Source organism: uncultured Nonlabens sp. (assembly GCF_947495285.1).
Taxonomy (GTDB): Bacteria; Bacteroidota; Bacteroidia; order Flavobacteriales; family Flavobacteriaceae; genus Nonlabens.
Genome location: NZ_CANLXZ010000002.1, coordinates 89,305 through 111,810 on the forward strand (window position 1 = coordinate 89,305; position 22,506 = coordinate 111,810).

Sequence of the window (22,506 nt, forward strand, 5' to 3'; positions counted from 1 at the left end):
TGTAAATTTTTTAATACACTAATTATTATTAATTGCCGTTAGTCTAACAATGAAGCGTTTTTTTTTTCTTATAATTATATTTTTTTATGCTAACGCGATCGCCCAGAGTGGTCGAGAACTAATTGATTGGAAAGAATTAGAATCCTTTGATTTAGGTAGTCAACAAATTAAGGTGCCTTATTTTACACAGAATCATAGTTTTGATGGTCAAAATCTATTTTGGAGAAAAAGTTTTGAATCAAATCAGAAAATTGATGAATTATCGTTAGAGATATCGAGTTTGCAAACAGAGACTTGCAGTGTAGCAGAGTTAGGGCAGTTAAATCGATCGCAAATTCCTAATGGTTTTCAATATTCTTTGAGTAATGCGCTTTCGCGAAAGCGTAACTATGCGCAATTAACAATATCTCCTATTTTTAAAGATGGAAATAAGTTTAAGAAGGTAATTTCCTTTAATTATAGTTATTCTTATGCCTCAACGCAAGTTCAGGTTAAGAATGCCAGCTTCGGCAATTCTATATTGGCATCTGGAAATTGGTACCGATTTAAGGTGGAGAGAACAGGTGTTAATAGAATAAGTAGATCTTTCTTATCTAATCTAGGAATAGATGTAAATTCTATCGATCCTTCTAGGATTAAGATTTATGGTCACGGTGGTACTTCTCTGCCGCTTGTTAATAGTGATGATCAATTTTTTGACGCTCCAGAGGTGGCAATTACGGTTACTGGTAGCGAGGATGGTAGATTTGATAATAGAGATCAGATCTTATTTTATGGAATTGCTACGGATACAGATTATGTCAGGGAAAATGATAGTTTTATTAATCCTTATTCTAACGAGTCGTTTTATTATCTAACGGTAGATGGTGCTTTGGGCAAGCGTATTTTACCTTTTGTACAGCCTAGTGCTGTGCCAGATACCGCTTATGATTATTATTATGCTAGAAAACATCATGAAGAGGACCTTGTGAACATAGCCTCTACAGGTCGTGTGTGGTATGGTGAGCGTTTTGACTTTGAGCCAGAACAAGTTTTTGACTTTGATTTTGAAAACGTGATTAGTTCGTTACCTGCTGTAGTTAGAATAGCAACTGGTGCTGTGTCGGATAATGATACCAGTATGAGTTTTAGTTTAAATAATGAAGCTTTGGGTACTTCTTCTTTTAGAGGTGTGGCTGGTCAGAATATACGTGCTGCTGATAGGGAAACTTTGTTAGTCTCTAATGTTAACCTTAGTTCTGATATGGTTTCTATTACTGTGTCTTATGATAATTCTGGAAATCCAGGGGCGTCTGGTTACTTAGATTATATAAGTTTAGAAATACCTCAAAGTTTAACTGGTAGAAACGAGCAATTCAGATTTTACGTTCCTAATGCGGTATCTCAAAGAGGTGTGGTAGAGTATCAGTTTTCTAATGCTGCTCAGATAAGCGAGGTCTGGGATATAACTGATGTTTACAACGTGCGCAAGGTTACTAACGATTTACAAGACGCTACCTTTTCTTTTACTGATAATGGTGGGCAGACTAAAGAGTATCTAGCGGTTGACTCTTTAGATTTTTACAATGTGGTAAGTGTAAGAAATAGTGCCGTTGTCAATCAGAATTTAAAAGGGACTATTTTTAATGACCGATCTGGTAATTTTAGAGACATTGATTACTTAATTATTACATCGCAATTTCTACAATCAGAAGCACAACGATTAGCAAATTATCACATCATGGAAAGTAATCTCAATACTAAAGTGGTTACTTTACAAGAGATTTATAATGAATTTTCTGAAGGTAGGCAGGATATAAGTGCGATTAGAAATTTTGTTAGATATGTATATGATAATGCATCTTCACCTAGTAATAGAGTGCGGTATTTAAATTTATTTGGTGATGCGAGTTATGATTATAAGGATAGATTAAGGATAAGAGATAATATCGTTCCTTCCTATCTATCTCTAGAAAGTTCCTCTTTAACAACCTCTTTCTGTACAGACGACTTTTTTGCTTTTATGGATAATGGAGAAGGAACGGTGACAGCAAATAATCTTATGGATATTGCTGTAGGTCGTATGATAGTGAGTGATATTCAAGAGGCGAGGGAAATGGTGGATAAGGTAATCAATTATACCGCAGAGCCTGCTTTTAATAAATGGAGAAATAACATTGCGTTAATAGGTGATGACGTAGATATTCTTTCTGATAGGATATTGCAAGAGAATGTAAATGATCTAGGTGATGAGATATTTATGAATAGGCCAGATTATAACATAAATAAAATATTATTAGACAGTTATGAGCAGTTTAGTACGGCTGGTGGGCCTAAGTATCCAGACGCTGTTAATGATATAAGAGATGCTTTTGAACAAGGATCTTTGGTGATAAATTATTTTGGTCATGGAAATGAAGATGGACTAGCTAGAGAATTTGTTATCACACGATCACTTGTAGAAAACTTGCGCAATCCAGAGACGTTACCCTTATTTATATCGGTAACATGTGAATTTACACGCTTTGATAATCCATTGCGTGTTAGTGGTGGAGAGATGATTTACTTGAACGCAAAAGGAGGTGCTATTGCGTCCGTTGCGACTAATCGTTTGATTTTTGTAAACGTAGGTGCAGGTTTTAATAATATAGTAGATCAATACATATTTGGTTATGATAATGTAGAGCCTGTTTCTATGGCTGAGGCGTTGCGACTAGCAAAAACAGACCCTAGTTTTCAATCTACATCTACACGTAGAGTTATTGCATTTGTAGGTGACCCAGCTTTAAAGTTAGCATCTCCAAAACCTCGTGTAGTTCTCAATACTATAAATGGAAATCCTATCGCTACAAATACTGATGTGCTGCAAGCTTTAGGTCGTGTTTCTTTAGGTGGAGAGGTGCAAACCGTTTCTGGTAATCGCATTGTTGATTATAACGGGACTCTTTTTGTGACTGTATTTGATAAAAATATAAGTCGAGAAACTTTAGCAAATGATAACACTAGAGATACTGCGGTAGCTGGAGATCCTATAATCGTTTTGCCCTTTGATCAACTAGGTGAGGCTCTTTTTAGAGGTCAGGCGACTATTACAAATGGAGAGTTTGAGTTTGATTTTATCATGCCTAGAGATACGCAAATACCTGTAGGTGCTGGTAGAGTTTCTTTTTATGCAAAAAGAGATAATGTGCCAGAAGATCAAAATGGATATTCTCAGGATATTCAAGTAGGTGGTATTAATCGCAACGCACCAGTAGACGATCTCGGGCCAGAAATAGAGTTGTTCATGAATGACACCAATTTCGTTTCTGGAGGCGTTACAAATAGTGATCCGTTTTTACTTGCGTTATTAAGTGATGATAATGGAATAAACACTTCTAGTGGTATAGGGCACGATATCATGGCTGTGTTAGATGGTGATGAAACTAATCCATTCATACTAAATGATTATTATCAGGCAAATGAAGATGATTTTACCCAAGGTGAAGTGTATTTCCCACTTAGAGATATCGAGCCGGGATTACATACTTTAAAGATTACTGCATGGGACACCTATAATAATAGTTCTATGAATGAGATTCAGTTTGTAGTTTCAGAATCTGATGGTGTAGAGTTGACTAGAGTTTTAAATTATCCTAACCCTTTTAGTACGTACACAGAATTTTGGTTCAATCATAACAGGCCTTTTGAGCCGCTGGATGTTCAGGTGCAGGTTATGACTGTTAGTGGTAAAATAGTTTGGAGTAAAAATAAAAACATCACTACCACTGGATTTACTTCTAGAGAAATAACTTGGGATGGAAGAGATGATTTTGGCCAGCGATTAGGTAAAGGAGTTTATATTTATACGATAAACGTAAAATCTACGTTAACTAATAAATCTGCGAGTAAAGTGGAAAAACTCGTGATTTTATAATTAGATTGATTAACATATATTTGTCACCGCATAAATTTTATTGATGAAGAAAATATTCTTACTTTTTGTAGTAGTAACATTTGCAATACCTAGTTTAGGTAATGCTCAGAGTAGTGATACTCGAGTAATTACAACGGCACTCCCTTTTTTAAGAATTGCAGGAGATCCTAGAGCAGCAGGTATGGGAGATATGGGTGTGGCCACCAGTCCAGATGCTTTTTCTCAACAGTGGAATCCCGCTAAGTATGCCTTCAGTACTAGATCAATGAAATTAGGCCTTGCGTATACGCCTTATCTTAGTAGCTTGGTAAATGATATCGGTTTGTCTAACGTGACTTTTTCTAATCGTTTGAGTGAAAAGTCTGCGTTTGCATTTAGTTTAAGATATTTTAGTTTAGGAGAAGTTACTTTAAGACAGGTAGAAAATGATCCAGGTACAGAGGTTAATCCGAATGAATTGTCCTTAGATGGAACATATTCCCTTAAATTAGATGAGCAGTTTGCCATGGCAATTACTGGTCGTTATGTGAGGAGTGATTTGAGAATCGTGGGTGTTGATAATGATGCGACTGCGGCTAATAGTTTTGCGGTAGATATTTCAGGTTATTATCAGTCTGAAGAAGAGGCTTATAACGATTTTAATGGTAGGTGGAGAGCTGGATTTAATATTTCTAACATAGGTCCTACTGTTAAGTATGATGCTGGTGGGCAAGATAATTTCTTGCCGACTAATCTAGCTTTAGGTGGTGGTTTTGATTTTATTCTTAATGATGGTTTTAGTAAAATAGGTGTAACTGCCGAGGTGAATAAACTTCTAGTGCCTACACCACCGGTAAGAGATGATGATAACGGTGAGATAATAGAAGGGCAAGATAACGATGTAGCTTTTATCTCAGGTATTTTTCAATCATTTGGTGATGCGCCAGGTGGTTTCAGTGAGGAGCTTAGGGAGTTTACTTGGGCTCTGGGTGTTGAATATACCTATAACGATGCATTTGCATTGAGAACAGGTTATTTTAATGAATCAGACGATAAAGGTGCTAGAAAATTTTTAGCCTTAGGTGCCGGATTTGAATTTTCTCAAATTAACATCGACTTATCTTATTTATTTTCTACTAGTAGAGTAAGAAGTCCACTAGAAGGAACATTAAGATTTGGCCTTACTTTTAACTTCGGTGACGAATACACAGAATATTAGACTATCAAAAAATTAGAACTACATACTACCCTCGAGGTATACGATACTATAGAAGAGCTTCCTGCGCCAGACCAGTCACTTATGGATCTAGCTATAGAGGCTCGTCACCGTGCATATGCTCCCTACTCAAATTTTACAGTAGGTTGCTCATTGTTATTAGAAAATGGTGAAATAATCACAGGTAATAATCAAGAGAATGCTGCTTATCCATCAGGATTATGTGCAGAGCGTGTAGCTATATTTGCTGCAGGTGCGCAATACCCAGGTGTAGCAGTCTTAAAAATGGCTATTACTGCTAGTCCTAAGGATGATTCTTTCCATAAACCAGTGCCGCCTTGCGGTGCATGCAGGCAGTCTATTGCTGAGTATGAGAATAATCAAGAAAACAATATAGAACTGTATTTTATGGGTGCTGCTGGTAATGTTTTCAAGTCAGATTCCCTCAGTGATTTATTACCGCTAGTGTTTGATAAGAATTATCTATAACGATTGCGTACAATTTTAACCCATAAATTGGTTTTTCCTTACCTTTTTTTCGTCTATTTTTGTTCTACAGCTGGAGTAAAAGTTAGGAACTGATCTTTATATTTGATCTTTGTTCCGCTTTCGCGAAAGCGGACTACCTAACATATAATTACATGAAAAAAGTCACTAAAGACGTCTTACTGAACTGGTACGAGGAAATGCTTTTCTGGAGAAAGTTTGAGGACAAATTAGCTCAGGTTTATATTCAACAAAAAGTTCGTGGATTTTTGCACCTATACAATGGTCAAGAAGCAATTCTTGCAGGAGCACTACACGCAATGGATCTTACCAAAGATAAAATGATTACCGCATACCGTAATCACGTGCAGCCTATAGGAATGGGTGTAGACCCTAAAAGAGTAATGGCAGAGCTTTATGGTAAAGCGACTGGAACTTCTCAAGGACTAGGCGGTTCCATGCATATTTTTTCTAAAGAACACCGTTTTTATGGTGGTCACGGTATCGTAGGAGGACAGATACCTCTAGGTGCTGGTATAGCATTCGGTGATAAATTCCACGGTGTTAATGCTGTTACACTTACGTTTTTTGGCGATGGTGCCGCGCGTCAGGGTTCCTTACATGAAGCATTTAATCTTGCTATGTTATGGAATCTACCAGTAGTGTTTTGTGTAGAAAATAATGGTTATGCCATGGGGACAAGTGTCGCTCGTACGGCAAACCATACAGATATATGGAAACTAGGCCTGGGTTATGAAATGCCTTGTGGACCAGTTGATGCCATGGATCCTGAAAAAGTTGCCGAGGCTATGTCCGAAGCAATTGAAAGAGCTCGATCTGGTGGTGGCCCCACTTTCTTAGAATTAAAAACATATCGTTATAGAGGTCATTCTATGAGTGATGCTCAAAAATATAGAACTAAAGATGAGGTCGCTGAGTATCAAAAAATAGATCCTATCACCCAAGTGAAAGATAGACTGATGAGCGACTACGAGGTGTCTGAAGATTTCTTTAAAGAGGTAGCAAAACGTGTTAAAGAACGTGTTGCAGAGTGTGAGAAATTTGCTGAAGAGTCACCTTTCCCAGAGCAAAGTGTGATGTATGACGCTGTTTATGAACAAGAAGATTATCCATTTTTACCAGCAAAATCATAAATTATGGCAGAGATAGTTAACATGCCACGTTTAAGTGACACCATGGAAGAAGGTGTCGTAGCTGCGTGGTTGAAAAAAGTAGGTGATAAGGTGGGAGAAGGAGATATCCTTGCCGAAATTGAAACCGATAAGGCCACTATGGAATTTGAATCATTCCAAAATGGTACGTTACTACACATAGGTGTGCAGGAAGGAGAAACTGCTCCTGTTGATCAATTGCTTTGTATTATAGGAGAAGAAGGTGAAGATATTTCTAGTTTACTACAAGGCGTATCAAATGAGGAATCTAGTCCAAAGAGTAAATCATCTTCTGAATCTAAAGAAGAAGTGGCTCCAGATGGCGATGGTAAGGAAGAATCTACTTCTAGTTCTAATGTTCCAGATGGTGTTGTAATTGTTAACATGCCGCGTCTTAGCGACACGATGGAAGAAGGAACTGTAGCGTCATGGTTAAAAAAAGAAGGAGATTCTGTTGAAGAAGGAGATATCCTTGCCGAAATTGAAACCGATAAGGCGACTATGGAATTTGAATCCTTTAACAGCGGTACGCTTCTTAAGATAGGTATTCAAGAAGGAGAAACAGCAAAGGTAGATACACTATTAGCTATCATAGGCCCGGCAGGAACTGATGTTTCAGGAATAAGTGCAAGTAAAAATGCTGCTGCTCCTAAAAAGGAAGAAAAGAAAGAAGAACCGAAGAAAGAAGCTCCAAAGTCAGAGCCTAAGAAAGTAGAGGCTAAAAAGGAAGCAGCTCCTGTAGCATCTTCTTCTAACAGTACCTCTAACTCTACAGCAACCGGTGGACGTATTTTTGTATCTCCACTCGCAAAGAAAATGGCTGAGGAAAAAGGAATCGACTTAAGCCAGGTTTCTGGTTCTGGAGAAAACGGACGTATTGTAAAAAGTGATATAGAGAGTTTTACACCTAGTGCTGCAGCTGCAACATCTGGTAGTTCTTTTGTATCGGTAGGAACAGAAACTTTTGAAGAGGTTCCTAATTCTCAAATGAGAAAAACGATTGCAAAACGTTTAGGTCAGTCTAAGTTTACTGCGCCTCATTACTATTTAGGTCTTGATCTAGATATGGATAATGCTATCGCAAGTAGAAAAGCAATAAATCAACTGCCTGATACTAAAATAAGTTTTAACGATATGGTAATTAAGGCGGCAGCTATGGCGTTAAGATTACATCCTAAGGTGAATACACAGTGGACAGATAAGAATACTATTATAGCAAAGCACATCCATATAGGTGTAGCTGTAGCCGTAGAAGATGGTCTTCTTGTGCCCGTTTTACCGTTTGCCGACCAGATGAGTATGCAACAAATAGGTGGTAAGGTAAGAGAGCTTGCAGGTAAAGCACGTACTAAGAAGTTACAACCTAAAGAAATGGAAGGAAGTACATTTACTATATCTAACCTAGGTATGTTCGGTATTACAGAGTTTACTTCTATTATTAATCAGCCTAACAGCGCTATTATGTCCGTAGGTGCCATAGTTCAAAAGCCTGTCGTAAAAGACGGCCAGATAGTAGTAGGTAATGTAATGAAGATTACACTAGCTTGTGATCATAGAACGGTAGATGGAGCAACAGGTGCTGCATTCTTGCAGACTTTCCAGTCTTATATCGAGAATCCAATTGTTATGTATATGTAATTTATATAATTCATAAGTTATTATTTAAAAGCCAAATCCAAAGATTTGGCTTTTTTGATTTCTACATTTAAATATTTGATGCCCTAAATCCTTTCTTTACTCTTTAACTAAATAACTATCTTTACTTCAATAAAAAAAAAATCATGAAAAAAATTATTTTTCTACTCTACATCGCAGTTATTCTTACCTCATGTAGCTCTACTAAAAAAACAGACTCTGGAACTAGAGCTGGAGCAAGTATTGAGAAGAAAAAAAATCTTAAATTCCCTACAGCAAACGCCATTGAGATGGCACAAGATGTAGCTTTTCTCGCTAGTGATAATTTAAAAGGACGCGATACAGGGTCAGAAGGTATAGAAAAAGCTGCTGCTTATCTTTCAGAACGTTTTCAAGAGTTAGGTATCAGGTCCTATAAAGGCTCTTACCGTGATAACTTTGTTGCAAATGGTAAAAAAGCTTTTAATGTACTAGCCATGATTCCAGGATCTGATAAAGCATTGAAAGATGAAGTGGTAGTAATAGGCGCTCATTACGATCATATAGGTATGTTGCAAGCCGTTGCAGGAGATAGTATTGCAAATGGTGCAAACGATAACGCAACCGGTACAGCAACTGTTCTTGCTCTAGCGACTAATTTTAAGGAACTCGATTTTAATAGAAGAACCATAGTTTTTGCTTTATTCTCTGCAGAGGAAAAAGGACTTCTAGGTTCTAAGCACCTTGCAAACCGTATGAAAGAAGAAGGTGTAAATGTAGTCGCGATGCTCAATTTTGAAATGACAGGAACACCTATGGTAAACCGTCCATACATTGCTTATTTAACCGGGCACGATGGGTCTAATATGGCGGCAGTTTTTAACGATGCAAATAAGAATCGTGTTGTTACTGGTAAGCTAGATCAAGCAGCAAAATTTAATCTATTTAAAAGATCAGATAACTATCCATTCTTTGAGATGTTTCATGTTCCTTCTCAAACCTTCAGTACATTTGATTTCACAAATTTTGATCACTATCACAAAGTAGGAGATGACACTACAAAGGTAAATGCAGACCACATGGCGCAGTTAGTAAACGCCGTTATGCCAGGTGTTTTTAGTGTCGTTAATGGAAAGAAATTAAAATTAACACTTGCAACAAATGAGTAAAAGAATAGTAATTACAGGAACTAGCCGCGGTATAGGATTTGAACTCACTCAGCTACTTTCTAATGCTGGACATGAGGTGATAGCGCTTTCGCGAAAGATAGCCTCCGTACAAGCTCTTGAACGTAGTACGGTTATCGCTATAGCAACAGATTTAAGTGATCAGTCTAGTGTAGATCATGCAGCAAATGAAATCCTAAAAAAGTGGGAATGCATAGATATTGTCATTCACAACGCAGGTATGCTGGTTAATAAACCTTTTGAGCAGTTAACAGCTCAGGACTTTCAGGAATGTTATGCGGTAAATGTTTTTGGTGTAGCAGCATTAACACAGGCTCTAATGCCAGCTATGAATAATGACTCGCATGTCATCGCTATAAGTTCTATGGGAGGTATTCAAGGAAGTGCAAAATTTCCTGGACTAGCAGCATACTCTAGTGCAAAAGCAGCTGTAATCACCCTTTTTGAGCTATTAGCAGAAGAATATAAAGAAAACGGACCATCATTCAATACACTTGCTCTAGGAGCCGTACAAACTGAAATGCTAGAAGAAGCTTTCCCAGGATACAAAGCGCCACTGACAGCAACAGAGATGGCAGCTTATATCATGAATTTTGCCTTAACTGGTAATAAATTTTATAATGGTAAAGTTTTAGAAGTTAGTTCTAGTACTCCTTAAAGGAATATCGATTAACGATATCAGATCTTTTATTTTAGATGTCAGTTTGAGCAGCAGTCGGGAACGATTATTACCCAGTTTCAATTTGATATTTAATTGGATATGTTGACTTTCAAATCTTTGGGAAATGGAAACCAAAGTGCTACCTTAACTTGTAAAGTTTGCCCTGATAGCAATAGCCTGAAATTATTATGTCGAACTCATGTTATTTATGAATATACTAACGCAATGGCAGTACCTTCCAGATAATGGCCGCTGTAATGAATGTGTCAAACCAGAGATGTGGAAAGTTTTACTTCTTATAGGTTCCATAGTCGCGATTGGATTGTTATACAGCTTTGTTATTAGAAAATATCTTGATAAAAGAAATGATTAATAACGTAATTTTAGACGCTCAATTATAAATTATGCATTTTGTGAAATTGACCATGTTAGTATTACAGTTGTCACCGCACAAAACAACCAGTAGACTTCCAGGCAGACCGATGGAAGGCTACTGGCATGTTTACGTTGGGATTGTAATTTTTATTTTAGGTTTTGCTATTTATGGAAGGTGGAAAATGAGGCAATTTAAAAAGAAAAGTGATCCTGAAGATAATTGACTTAATCTCTATTGTATTTTATATCTCATGATTTATCTTTTTCTTAGAGATTTCATAGATAGAAAAGAGCTAGCAATTGTTTCAAAGGTTATAACGATAATCTAACAGTTTTTCATTTCTAACAACTTATTTATATAACGTACTTATGATTTAGCCGTTTTCTACTTTTGTGGAAATTATACGATTACAAATCGATAAAAGTGACATCAATTTTCGCATTAAGTTTGTGATTCAATAAATCATTTTTATTACTCGGCAATAACCCTAATTTTTCCTTTTACAACTTCAGCAAGTTCACGAGCAGCGACTATATCATCTGCGACTATAGTCACATGTCCCATTTTTCTAAATGGTCTAGTTTCTTTTTTACCGTAGATATGAGGTGTTACACCTGGCATGGCAAGAATATCTTCTATACCATCGTAGATTACATTACCAGTATGACCTTCTTCTCCTACCAGATTTACCATAACACTTGCAATGGTGCTGTCTGTGGCACCTAGAGGTAAATTGCAAACGCATCTTACATGTTGTTCAAATTGATCTGTAATAGATCCTTCTATGGTGTGGTGGCCAGAATTATGTGGTCGTGGTGCTACTTCATTAACTAGTAGCTCGCCAGACTTGGTAAGAAACATTTCTACTGCAAGTAAGCCTACATGTTCATAAGCTTCAGAAACCTCTAAAGCAAGTTCTCTCGCACGGTCAGAGATATCCATGTTAATACGTGCTGGACATATGACATATTCCACCTGATTTGCCTCAGGATGGAACTCCATCTCTACTACTGGGTATGTTTTCATCTCTCCGTTTGCATTGCGAGCAACGATTACAGCTAGTTCTAGGTCAAAATCGACCATGTCTTCATAAATACATTCTACTTGAGGTAAGTCTTCCAGATCACTAGCTTGTCGTATTACTTTAACACCTTTTCCATCATAACCACCTTCGGCACTTTTCCATATAAAAGGATAATTTCTTTGGTGTTCTAGATTAGGTTGAGAGTATACCTCAAAGGCTGCAGTCGCGATGCTTTTATCTAGGTAAAAAGATTTTTGTCGCGCTTTATTCCTTATAAGATTAAGAACTTTGGCGCTAGGAGAAACAGCTATTCCTTTATCTTCTAGATCTTGAAGCGCTTGCACGTTTACATTTTCTATTTCTACAGTAAGAACATCTACCTGTTCACCAAATTCCATTACAGATTCATAATCCATAATATCTCCTTCAAAATAAACGTCACAGCCTTGAAATGCCGGTGCCGTATCATCCTTATCCATCACATAAGTGTTGATGTCCCATTTTCTAGTGGTGTAAAGCATCATTTTGCCTAGTTGCCCACCGCCTAAAATACCTAATGTAAAACCTGAAGAGAATTGTGTCTGTTTCATGTTTCAAAAATAAGGGGTTATATTGAAACCTAACTTGAAATAGAAACAGAATTATATATATTTAAACCGATTAGTTTATCATCCTAATAACCACCGCTAACAGATACTGTCAACTGCTTACTAAATAGTATCTTTGCAAAAAATGAACTATAGTGATTAAGATCCACGATCTTTATTTTAAACCTTTCTTGAGCGCACAAGAAATAGCTGCTGCTGTAGATAATCTTGCGTCTCAAATCAATAAAGATTTATCAAATAAAAAGCCCGTATTTTTAGGAATATTAAATGGTAGTTACATGGTCCTTGCCGACCTGACTCGTAAATTTAATCATGAATGTGAGATAAGTTTCTTGCGTGCAAAAAGTTACGACGGTACTAGCTCTACTGGTGTCGTAGAGTTTGGTAACGAGCAAGATGTAGATCTAGCAGGTAGGACAGTTGTTATCGTAGAGGATATAGTAGATAGTGGTCTGACGGTAGAGAAGCTTTCGCGAAAGCTAGCCGAACACAATCCTCTAGAGATTAAAATAGCAACGCTCTTTTTTAAACCAGAAGTGTATGATCGAGAGTTGAAAATCGATTATATAGGGCAGGAAATAGCAAATAAATTTGTCGTAGGATACGGCATGGATTATAATAATTTAGGGCGCAATTTGCCCGAACTTTACGTACAAACTCAACGCATGAAAAATATCGTTTTATTCGGCCCTCCAGGAGCAGGAAAAGGAACTCAAGCAACTCGTTTAAAAGACAAATATGGTTTAATTCATATTTCTACAGGAGATGTTTTTAGATACAACATTAAAAACGGTACTGAACTAGGTACGCTGGCAAAGTCATTCATAGATAAAGGAAATCTAGTTCCAGATAAGGTAACTATTAAGATGCTTAAGGCCGAGGTTGAAAAAACACCAGATGCTGCAGGTTTTATTTTTGATGGTTTTCCTAGAACAGGTGCACAAGCAACGGCGCTAGACGAATTATTATCTCAAAAAGGTACAGAGATAGCTGGAATGGTAGCTCTAGAAGTAGATGATGAAGCTCTAGTAGAACGTCTTCTAGAAAGAGGTAAAGATAGCGGTCGCCCAGATGATGCTAATGAAGGTGTGATAAGAGATCGTATCTCGGTTTATTACAAGCAAACTGCGCCATTAAAAGATTTTTATGAGGCGCAAGGAAAATATTATGGCGTGGATGGAGTAGGATCTATGGATGCTATTACAGAGCGTTTAAGTGTCGAGTTTGATAAACTTTAAAAAAGTAATAAGTAGAAACTATTCCCTTCTGGTCTAGGGAAACGGTTTCAAATAATATAAATACTCTGTTAACTATTAACTGAGAACAAAAATGGTTTTTTAATAACCGTTTAATTGAATATAGAACTATGACTGAAGGCAATTTTGTCGATTATACAAAGGTAACTGTAGAATCTGGCCGTGGCGGTAAAGGAAGCACACACTTACACAGGGAAAAATATATAGATAAAGGTGGCCCTGATGGTGGTGATGGTGGTCGTGGTGGTCATATCATACTTAGAGGTAATAAAAATCTATGGACACTTTATCATTTTAAATATAAGCGTCACTTTAAGGCTGCTCAAGGTGGTAACGGTGCAAAGCAACGTAGAACTGGGTACGATGGTGAGGATATTATAATAGAATTGCCATTAGGTACGGTTATTAGAGATACAGAAACTGGTCTTGTGGTACATGAGATTCTAGAAGACGGTGCAGACTTTATCCTTTGTGAAGGTGGAAAAGGTGGTCGTGGTAACTGGCATTTTAAAACCTCTACTAGACAGACGCCTCGTTATGCACAAACAGGAATGGATGGTACGTCTATCGATGTAACATTTGAACTTAAAATTCTTGCCGATGTAGGTCTGGTAGGATTTCCTAATGCAGGTAAATCTACTTTACTTTCTGTACTTACAGCAGCAAAACCTAAAATAGCAAACTATGAGTTCACAACCTTAAAGCCTAACCTAGGTATTGTAGAGTACCGTGATTATAAAACCTTTGTAATAGCAGATATTCCTGGAATTATAGAAGGCGCTGCAGAAGGTAAGGGAATAGGACACCGCTTCTTAAGACATATAGAACGTAATTCTACATTGCTATTTCTAGTGCCAGCAGACTCTGACGATATAAATGCAGAGTATGACATTCTCGTGAATGAGTTGAGAAAATACAACCCAGAGATGCTGGACAAAGAACGTTTTGTCGTGATCTCAAAAGCAGACATGCTAGACGAAGAATTAATGGAAGAAATGAAAGAAGAATTAGACAATGATGGAGCTTTTAATGGAGCACCTTATATGTTTATATCTTCTATTTCACAGCATAACTTAACACAGTTAAAAGATCGTCTGTGGGCGATGTTGAATGAGTAAAAAACTTTATTTAATCATATCTCTAATTTAATAGAACAATGAAAAAACTACTATTTATATCATTATTATTTATTGGGTTTATATCTCATGCGCAGGATCATTTAGGGATGTGGAGTTTTGAAAGTGTAGATCGTGAGGCTATCAATACAGAGTCTATGGATAAAGAAAAACTAGAAGAAAGAATCGGTAAGGTTTCTGATATGTTCGGTTCTCTAAAACTAAATTTTTCTGATGACGGGACTTATTCTTTAACTGTAATGGGACAGATTCAAAGCCACGAGTATGTCCAAAATGAAAATATATTACTTTTAAATAAAGAAGATAAGTTAGAAGTACTCACGGAGAATAAGGCTAGATTCTCTTCTGGTAGTGTGGTTTTGTTTCTACAAAAAGGAGATGTGACGGTAGAAAAAACATATACCTATCTAAAAAAAACCAGCTATATAAACGAGAAGATAAAAGAAGAGTTGCTTTTAGGTAAATGGAAGGTAGAAGAGGTGAGAGTTGTGAATAAGTCCGAAGACGCAGATATGTTTCAAAAGGTAGGGTTAATGATAACACTAAATTTTAAAACTAATAACGAGGTAGAGCTAGGTGTAAGTGGATTCAATAATGCTCAAAAGTTTAAAATTAATCACGATAATAATGATCTGGTAGGTACTTCAAGTTCTGGTGAAGAAAAGATTGTATATAGAATACATCAATTAAATGATAACTTTATGATCGTTTCTCAAATAGAAGATGAGATTTTATTATACATGGTAAGGGATAACTAGATGGTACTGATTTAAAAACATAAAAGCCTGAATCTTTATTAGATTCAGGCTTTTATGTTTTTGATACGCTTAGTTCACCGCTCAAATTACTTAAAGTACCGTAGGTAAATCGCGTTGCGTATGTTCCCGTTGCTCTTTTATAAACGAGCTTTATAAAATTAAGATATGTTATTATTCATGATTATTGTGCTCGTACGATAGTCATTGATGTGTATTGTTTTTATTTATAAAGTAAATATCTGACTCTGATTTCTTGATACTCTTCTAGTCCTTTCTCCCAAGTGGCTGCTATTTCTTGTGCGGTCATGCCTTTCTCGATCTGTGCTTGCAATGTTTTTGTTCCTGCTAGCTTAGTAAAAAATGAGTAAAAGAAGTTTTGTTTTGATGGCGCTTTCGCGAAAGCGTCTACCAAAAACTCTAAGTTTAAATAATCTAGCTTTTTATAGTCTCTAAGGTCTACACCGTAGCATTTCTTCCCGTTAAATTTAGGTCTTTTGGCACCTACATTAGGCGTAGGTGTAAAGTCAAATTCTGTGTATTTTACCAGTGATGGAGAACCGTAAACTTGAAATTGCATCTCTGTACCACGGCCTACACTTACATCTGTACCTTCAAAGAAACATAGACTGGGATATAAATTTATAGCCTGGTCGTTAGGTAAATTAGGAGATGGTTTTATAGGTATGCTATAAGAGGAGTCGTGTGTGTAGTTTTTACATTCAATGATCTCTAGGTTTGCTACTAGGTTATTTTCTAGCCAGTTTTCTCCATTAATCATAAGGGCATATTCTCCTATGGTCATGCCATGAACTACTGGTACAGGGTGCATACCTACAAAGCTCTGATGCTCTTGCTCTAGAATAGGACCGTCTATATAATGACCATTAGGGTTAGGCCGGTCTAGAACGATTAATTTTTTATCGTACTGCGCACAGGCTTCCATGACGTAATGTAGTGTAGAGATGTAAGTGTAAAAACGTGCGCCAACGTCTTGTATGTCAAAAAGGACAACATCTACGTCTTCTAATTGTTTTTTGTAAGGCTTTTTATTTTTACCGTATAAAGAGATTATAGGTAGCCCAGTTTGAGAGTCTATACCATCTTTAATCGTTGCGCCAGCGTCTGCAGTACCTCTAAAACCATGCTCTGGTGCAAATACTCTTTTAATGTCTATACCATGCGATAGTAAAGTGTCTACGAGATGTGTGTAACGTAGTTTTTCTGTAGTTTTCCATTCTTTAGATATAATCGTGTCTTGTGTTTTTACAACACTAGTTTGATTACCTACTATGGCAACTTTTTTATCTTTTAGTTTTTTTATCCAATCACCTAATAGATAGGCTGCAGGAATAGGCTCGTTGTTATTTGCGTCTACTAGAAGCTGCTTATTGCGTTTGTCTTGCGATGCAAGCTCTTCTTTAACAGGAGATGTAGGCGTATTATTACTATTGATCTTAGAATTACAAGAAGTTATTACTAAGACCATAGCGATTATGGTATATTTGAATATATAAGTAGAAAAAGTGAATCTAGAGTATTTCATTGCTAAAAGGGTACAAAGTAGTACAAGTTATAAAAATAGTGTAAGTGCACCGATAATAAAAATTGCGATAGCAGCAATTGCTATAGGTATTATAGTGATGCTTATAGCTATAGCTACTGGTGTAGGACTGCAAAAAAAGATAAAAGAAAAAGTAAGTGCTTTTAATGGACACGTAAATATTTCTTTATACGACCGTAATAACTCTGTAACCACGGTAAAACCTATCTCAAAGGAGCAAGATTTTTATCCTGATTTTACAGATGTACCAGCGGTAACACACATACAGGGTATCGCTACTAAGGGTGGTATGATACGCACAGCAACCGATTTTGAAGGGATTATTCTTAAAGGTGTCGGCATAGATTATGACTGGCAGTATCTTCAAGAGTTTTTAATAGAAGGTGAGTTGCCCGAACTAAGTATAGATGACACTTCTTTTGACATATTAATTTCTGATGATATTGCTGCGCGTTTACAACTTAAAGTAGGTGACCAGGCAAGTACTTATTTTATGAAAGCAAATGGTCAGGAGCCTATTGCTCGATTTTTTACCGTTTCTGGGATTTATGATAGTGGTCTAGAAGAGTATGACTCTAAATTTATAGTAGGCGATATGAAACACATACAGCGTATTAATAAATGGGATGAAAATCAAGTAGGGAAATTTGAGGTTTTTATTAATGATTTTGATCAACTTGATGAAATAGGTAGAAACATACAATTAAATACACCATCAGAATTAAATGCTAAAACTATAGAACAAGAGCTACCTGCTATATTTCAATGGCTCGCTTTGCTAGATGGTAATATTTTTGGAATTATAGGTATAATTCTCATCGTAGGTATAATCAATATGATTACCGCATTATTAGTATTGATTCTAGATCGAACTAATATGATAGGTGTTTTAAAATCCCTCGGTGCTTCTAACTGGACTGTGCGTAAAATATTTCTTTACAACGCAATGAATTTAGTTTTTAAAGGTCTTGTGATAGGGAATGTCATAGGTTTAGGTTTGATAGGGATTCAATTCTTTTTCAGCCCGTTAACGCTAGATCCACAATCGTATCATGTTACTGAGATGCCTGTTTATATATCGTGGTGGCATGTCGTGGCTTTAAATCTAGGAACCTTTGTAGTATGTTTACTCGCTTTGATCGTACCTACTTTTATAGTGAGTAAAATAAGTCCGGTTAAGGCGATGCGATTTGAGTAAATATCAAATATCTAGACTAGATCTAGACTATGCCAACACAAATAATTGGCATGTCAAATCTGAATGACTTTGTCAAAAAGTTTTAGAAACTAACATGCTGACTGTGTGTCTTGGCATGTGGGTTAAGGATGTAGAAAATTTACTATCTAAAAAATGGTTTAGGTTTTGATACTATTAAAACTTACCAACCTCTAGAACTAGAAGCAGCCTCTAGCTTATCCTCAATATCATCTGGTAATTGATAAAAGAAATCAGTTCCTGTTAACTCTTCTATTTTATCTACACTAGTGATAAAGTCATAAATAGATTTGTTAGTCTTTTTATGTGGCATGAGAAAAGCTACCATTTTGCCACCATTAGAGTCAGTGCGATATAGGATTTTATAATACTGTTCTGGTACTGATACATCTTCAGAACCTATTGATTTTAAATTGTCTTTTAAAACAGACCCTGTAATCACATAAATCTCATCATAACGTTTTGCATAATACCTAGTCTTTTGCTCTAGTCTGTTCCATATACCGGCATTAAAGGCGTGTACTTGTGGACTTATGTTAGAAGTAAGAAAGGTCTCGTCATGAGCAGCTTTAGTAGATTTTCTGTCTCCTGCAGGAACTAGGTGTCCTTTATCATAACCACTTTTTTTATAATTGCGCCAGTGAGCAGCCTTAGTTTTTACTTTATCATCTACCTCAAAGTATGGTCTCTTGTAATGGTTATTAGTTATGTCGCTTGCTCTTAAAACATGCGCTGTCCATTCTGCCTGCTCATGTTGTTCGTTATAAGATAGGCTGTAAGTATGGTGGTTTACAATTTGATTATTAGAACGTGGTAAAAAATCTTTCAATGCTAGCGATTTCATACCGTCACCATTTATGTCACGATTTAGAAACTCATCTTGAGATAAATTATCTTTAGAATACGCTTCATTCTCTTTATTTTGATAGGTGTAATAAACAGCAGCGCAGGCTAGTATTATAATAGGGTAAATGTATTTTCTCATCTAACTAGTTTTTACGTCCAGAGCATCTCTTAAAGCATTTCCTAAAAGCATAAAAGCCATTACTAAGGTCATGATAGCTATTCCTGGAACGATTGCAAGATAAGCTTTGTCTAGAATTATGTATTGGTAATGATCTTTTATCATGCTGCCCCAACTAGGCATGGGAGGTTGTGCGCCTAGACCTAGAAAGCTAAGACCACTTTCTATAAGAATAGATGCAGCAAAATTTGCTGCGCTAATCACGATTACAGGCGCCATAATATTGGGTAGAATATGTTTTGTTATAATTCTATAATTATTAAAACCTAAAGCTTTGGCAGCAGTTACGTATTGGTATTCTTTGGCGACTATGATCTGTCCTCGTACCACACGTGCTACCTCTACCCACATCGTAAGACCTACCGCTATAAAGACAGTAAGAAACCCTTTTCCTAAAGCTATACTTATAGCAATTACCATAAGAAGTGTAGGTATGGACCAGGTAACATTGATTAACCACATGATAGCAGCGTCTATTTTACCACCATAATAACCTGCGACCGCTCCTAGAAATATTCCAATAATTAAGGAAATGAAAACCGTTACAAATCCTATAGAAATACTAACTCTAGTCCCTACCATCATACGACTTAAAAGGTCACGACCATATTTATCAGTACCTAGAAGAAATGTTTTTTGAGAGGTGTAGCTTTCGCGAAAGCGAGACAAATCCATCTTTTTTTCTAACTTTAAAGGCACTTCTATAAAAGGCAATAGATTACCATCTACATCATATGGACGGTAATAAAAAATACCATCTTTGAAATCAAGATCTGAATAAGGGATTTCTTCAAAGGAAGATGTTTTTCCATTCCACCAGTCCCAAAAACTAGATTCTGTTTGTACAGATGGAAGTTGCAGAAGGTTTACCGTAAAACCTGGAGGCTGTGAATGTATAGAAATATGCATTTGATTTGCATACTGCGTGTCGTCTGGTGCGAGTACATATGCAAAGAGTGCAATGATGGCATAAAACAGAATGACTATAAAACTCAAAACGCCCCAGAAGTTTTTTTTGAATTTCTGGAGCGCGATAGAGCTTAATGATGTTGTTTTATGAGACATTAGTTTTTAACGCTCCATTTAGTCTTGTTCTTATTCTTAATGTTGTTCATGCGTAAATCTTTAAGAACATTTACAGCCTCAGAAACGTAAACATCTTTCTTAAGATTTTTCATCCATGCTTCACGTTTATCTTTAAGAGCACTATCATTTAAAGTTAGTGTCTTCTCATAAGTTAGCATATCAAATTCTAAGTTGTTTTTATAATCAGATAAAGAGTCAAATTGCTCTGTTTCTTTTTCTAACCTGTCAAGACGCTCGCTGTATTCTGTAAAATTTAATGGAATGTCATTGTTATCACGTTGCTCGCTCAACCATTTTGCGTTGTCATCTATCAGTTTAAAAGTAGGGTTGTTATTTATCCTTTCTTGTGCCTTTTGAATAGATTCTGCAAGATTAGAATAACCTGTAAATTTATTATAATCTGCTTTGGCGATTTCATCATAAGGAAGTGGGAATTCTTCATCGCGTTCTCCTACATCTATATAACTGTATCTACCTGGTGTAACGACGTCACTTTTTACACCTTCTAGCTGTGTACTACCTCCATTAATTCTATAGAATTTTTGAGTAGTTAATTTTACAGCGCCTAAATCTCCATATTGATTATTACGCACCCACTGATTAAGATCTTCAAAGTTTTGAACCGTTCCTTTACCAAATGTTTGCTTGCTACCTATTATTACAGCACGCTCATAATCTTGTAAAGCTGCGGCTAGTATTTCACTTGCACTAGCACTAAACTCGTTTACCATAATTACTAGTGGTCCTTCCCAAAGAATCTCACCGCTATCACTGTCTCTAAGAGTTCTTGTTCTTTTATCTTTTAAAGCTACTTGTACTACAGGACCTTCGTCTACAAAAAGCCCTGCCATTTCTACAACTTCTCTCAAAGATCCACCACCATTATTACGTAGGTCTAAAATAAGACCGTCCATACCTTCAGTTTTTAATCTTTTGATTTCTTGTGCGATATCATTTGCTGATGCACGCCCATTAGGATCGTCAAAATCAAAATAGAATTTAGGCAAGTTGATGAAACCAAATCTAAAGTCCTGATCTTTTCCTATTACAGATTTTGCAAAAGTTTCTTCTATTTGAACTATATCTCTTATTAAAGTAATATCTTCTATAGATCCATCTACTCTTTTAAGGGTTAAGATAACTTTACTGCCTTTAGGACCTTTTATCAATTCTACGGCATCACTTATTCTCATACCTACTATAGAAGTAGCAATAGTATCTTTTTCTTGTGCTACTTTAAGGATTTTATCGCCTACCTCGATCAGCTCACTTTTCCATGCTGGTCCACCAGAGATAATTTCTATAACACTAATGTAATCCATCTTTTTTTGAAGGCGCGCACCTATTCCTTCCAGTTTACCACTCATTGAAGTGTCAAAACGTTCTTTGTTTTGTGGTGGGAAATAATTAGTATGTGGGTCAAAGTGTGCTGTTATAGAATTTACAAATAGAGAGAAATAGTCTAGACGTTGTACATCGTCATTATTGTCAAAATTCTCTAACATCGACTTTTTGATCTCTGCTCTTGTTTCTTTTTCTAGATCAACAAGGCTCTTCTGTTCAGATTTAGGATCTTCTTTTAGAGTTTCCTTTTGTTCTTCTATTTTATCATAATAAGTACCTAGTGCTGTTAGTTTTAATAACTTTCTCCATCTATCTTTTAATTCGGCTTTGTTCTTTGCATAAGGAGCCTTTTCATAATCGGTATCCATACGCTCATCTGCGGTAAAGTCAAATGGCGTTTCTATTAATTTTGCAAATATTTTCTCTGATTCTTCTTGACGCTTTAAAAGACGCTCGTAGGTTAGATTAAATAAATCGACCTTACTATCACGTATTTGGTCGTCGATTAAATATTCATATGCCTGGAATTCTTTATAATCACTTTCTAAAAAGTATCTTCTTGCAGGATCTAAGTCGTTGATGTAATTATCAAAAATGTCTTTTGAAAATTGGTCGGTAAGATCTGCTGGTGAAAAGTGATTTCTTTTTAAGACGTGCGAAATTAAATTTACTAATAACTGCTCTTTTTCTTTGTCTCCAGGGTCTATAGTATTGTTAGTAAAACTACAGCTAGCCGTTGCCACAAGTAATGTGAGTATCGCTAGTATAAAATTATTTTTAAGGAAATTCATAAGGATTTTCATTTGTCTCTTTCTACACATGTAAAAACCATGCCAATTTAAGATGGTTAAAGTAAGGCAAGAATATCACATGGTACGGCTAATTTACTTAATTTTAACCACCTTAA

The 22,506-nt window shown here is 36.3% G+C and carries 17 protein-coding genes; 12 read left to right on the top strand and 5 right to left on the bottom strand.

Annotated features, from left to right (window positions below):
* Positions 1–49 precede the first annotated feature (49 nt).
* From porU to Q0838_RS01250, 8 genes are all read left to right on the top strand, one after another.
* Positions 50–3,895, top strand: a complete 3,846-nt coding sequence (porU, locus tag Q0838_RS01215) for a type IX secretion system sortase PorU (RefSeq protein ID WP_298950373.1) — start codon at positions 50–52, stop codon at positions 3,893–3,895.
* Positions 3,896–3,938: 43 nt separating this feature from the next.
* A complete protein-coding gene (gene porV, locus Q0838_RS01220; RefSeq protein WP_298950376.1) occupies positions 3,939–5,093 on the top strand; it encodes a type IX secretion system outer membrane channel protein PorV in 1,155 nt (384 codons plus the stop codon).
* A gap of 3 nt (positions 5,094–5,096) precedes the next feature.
* Positions 5,097–5,579 (top strand): cytidine deaminase, encoded by a 483-nt coding sequence (locus Q0838_RS01225; protein WP_298950488.1) that lies wholly within the window; start codon positions 5,097–5,099, stop codon positions 5,577–5,579.
* Between the two features lie 152 nt (positions 5,580–5,731).
* Complete coding sequence (gene pdhA, locus Q0838_RS01230; RefSeq protein ID WP_298950378.1) at positions 5,732–6,730, top strand: pyruvate dehydrogenase (acetyl-transferring) E1 component subunit alpha; 999 nt, start codon at positions 5,732–5,734, stop codon at positions 6,728–6,730.
* A 3-nt stretch (positions 6,731–6,733) separates the two neighbouring features.
* The gene (locus Q0838_RS01235) at positions 6,734–8,386 is read left to right on the top strand and encodes a pyruvate dehydrogenase complex dihydrolipoamide acetyltransferase (RefSeq protein WP_298950380.1); all 1,653 of its coding nucleotides are present in this window, start codon (positions 6,734–6,736) and stop codon (positions 8,384–8,386) included.
* A 143-nt stretch (positions 8,387–8,529) separates the two neighbouring features.
* Positions 8,530–9,531, top strand: a complete 1,002-nt coding sequence (locus Q0838_RS01240; protein ID WP_298950382.1) for a M20/M25/M40 family metallo-hydrolase — start codon at positions 8,530–8,532, stop codon at positions 9,529–9,531.
* Positions 9,524–10,207, top strand: a complete 684-nt coding sequence (locus Q0838_RS01245) for an SDR family oxidoreductase (RefSeq protein WP_298950383.1) — start codon at positions 9,524–9,526, stop codon at positions 10,205–10,207. Before Q0838_RS01240 ends, Q0838_RS01245 begins: the two co-directional genes overlap by 8 nt.
* A gap of 211 nt (positions 10,208–10,418) precedes the next feature.
* Complete coding sequence (locus Q0838_RS01250; RefSeq protein ID WP_298950384.1) at positions 10,419–10,583, top strand: hypothetical protein; 165 nt, start codon at positions 10,419–10,421, stop codon at positions 10,581–10,583.
* A gap of 474 nt (positions 10,584–11,057) precedes the next feature.
* On the opposite strand, the gene purK is transcribed toward Q0838_RS01250, so the two are convergent.
* Positions 11,058–12,200, bottom strand: coding sequence for a 5-(carboxyamino)imidazole ribonucleotide synthase (gene purK, locus Q0838_RS01255; RefSeq protein ID WP_298950385.1), 1,143 nt, complete (start codon positions 12,198–12,200; stop codon positions 11,058–11,060).
* 152 nt (positions 12,201–12,352) lie between these two features.
* Here purK and Q0838_RS01260 point away from each other — a divergent pair, with 152 nt between their 5' ends.
* The 3 genes from Q0838_RS01260 to Q0838_RS01270 all read left to right on the top strand — a co-directional run bounded on the left by Q0838_RS01260 (position 12,353) and on the right by Q0838_RS01270 (position 15,368).
* Positions 12,353–13,456, top strand: coding sequence for an adenylate kinase (locus tag Q0838_RS01260; protein WP_298950386.1), 1,104 nt, complete (start codon positions 12,353–12,355; stop codon positions 13,454–13,456).
* A 128-nt stretch (positions 13,457–13,584) separates the two neighbouring features.
* Positions 13,585–14,592, top strand: a complete 1,008-nt coding sequence (gene obgE / locus Q0838_RS01265; RefSeq protein WP_298950388.1) for a GTPase ObgE — start codon at positions 13,585–13,587, stop codon at positions 14,590–14,592.
* A gap of 38 nt (positions 14,593–14,630) precedes the next feature.
* On the top strand, positions 14,631–15,368 hold the full coding sequence (locus tag Q0838_RS01270; protein ID WP_298950390.1) for a hypothetical protein: 738 nt from the start codon (positions 14,631–14,633) through the stop codon (positions 15,366–15,368).
* Positions 15,369–15,588: 220 nt separating this feature from the next.
* Here Q0838_RS01270 and Q0838_RS01275 read toward each other — a convergent pair whose 3' ends face one another.
* Positions 15,589–16,911 carry a DUF1343 domain-containing protein gene (locus tag Q0838_RS01275; protein ID WP_298950392.1) on the bottom strand — a complete coding sequence of 441 codons (1,323 nt, stop codon included), beginning with the start codon at positions 16,909–16,911 and terminating at the stop codon, positions 15,589–15,591.
* Between Q0838_RS01275 and Q0838_RS01280 the strand changes: the two genes are divergently transcribed.
* A complete protein-coding gene (locus Q0838_RS01280) occupies positions 16,892–18,127 on the top strand; it encodes an FtsX-like permease family protein (protein ID WP_298950394.1) in 1,236 nt (411 codons plus the stop codon). The two genes, Q0838_RS01275 and Q0838_RS01280, sit on opposite strands and share 20 nt — an antisense overlap.
* A 181-nt stretch (positions 18,128–18,308) precedes the next feature.
* Here Q0838_RS01280 and Q0838_RS01285 read toward each other — a convergent pair whose 3' ends face one another.
* Genes Q0838_RS01285 through Q0838_RS01295 form a run of 3 tightly spaced genes read right to left on the bottom strand, consistent with a single transcriptional unit; the run spans position 18,309 to position 22,390 of the window.
* A complete protein-coding gene (locus tag Q0838_RS01285; RefSeq protein WP_298950396.1) occupies positions 18,309–19,130 on the bottom strand; it encodes a DNA/RNA non-specific endonuclease in 822 nt (273 codons plus the stop codon).
* Complete coding sequence (locus Q0838_RS01290; RefSeq protein ID WP_298950398.1) at positions 19,131–20,234, bottom strand: ABC transporter permease; 1,104 nt, start codon at positions 20,232–20,234, stop codon at positions 19,131–19,133. It lies immediately after the preceding gene.
* Positions 20,234–22,390, bottom strand: coding sequence for a carboxy terminal-processing peptidase (locus tag Q0838_RS01295; protein ID WP_298950400.1), 2,157 nt, complete (start codon positions 22,388–22,390; stop codon positions 20,234–20,236). The genes Q0838_RS01290 and Q0838_RS01295 overlap by 1 nt, the downstream gene beginning before the upstream one ends.
* Positions 22,391–22,506: the final 116 nt, after the last annotated feature.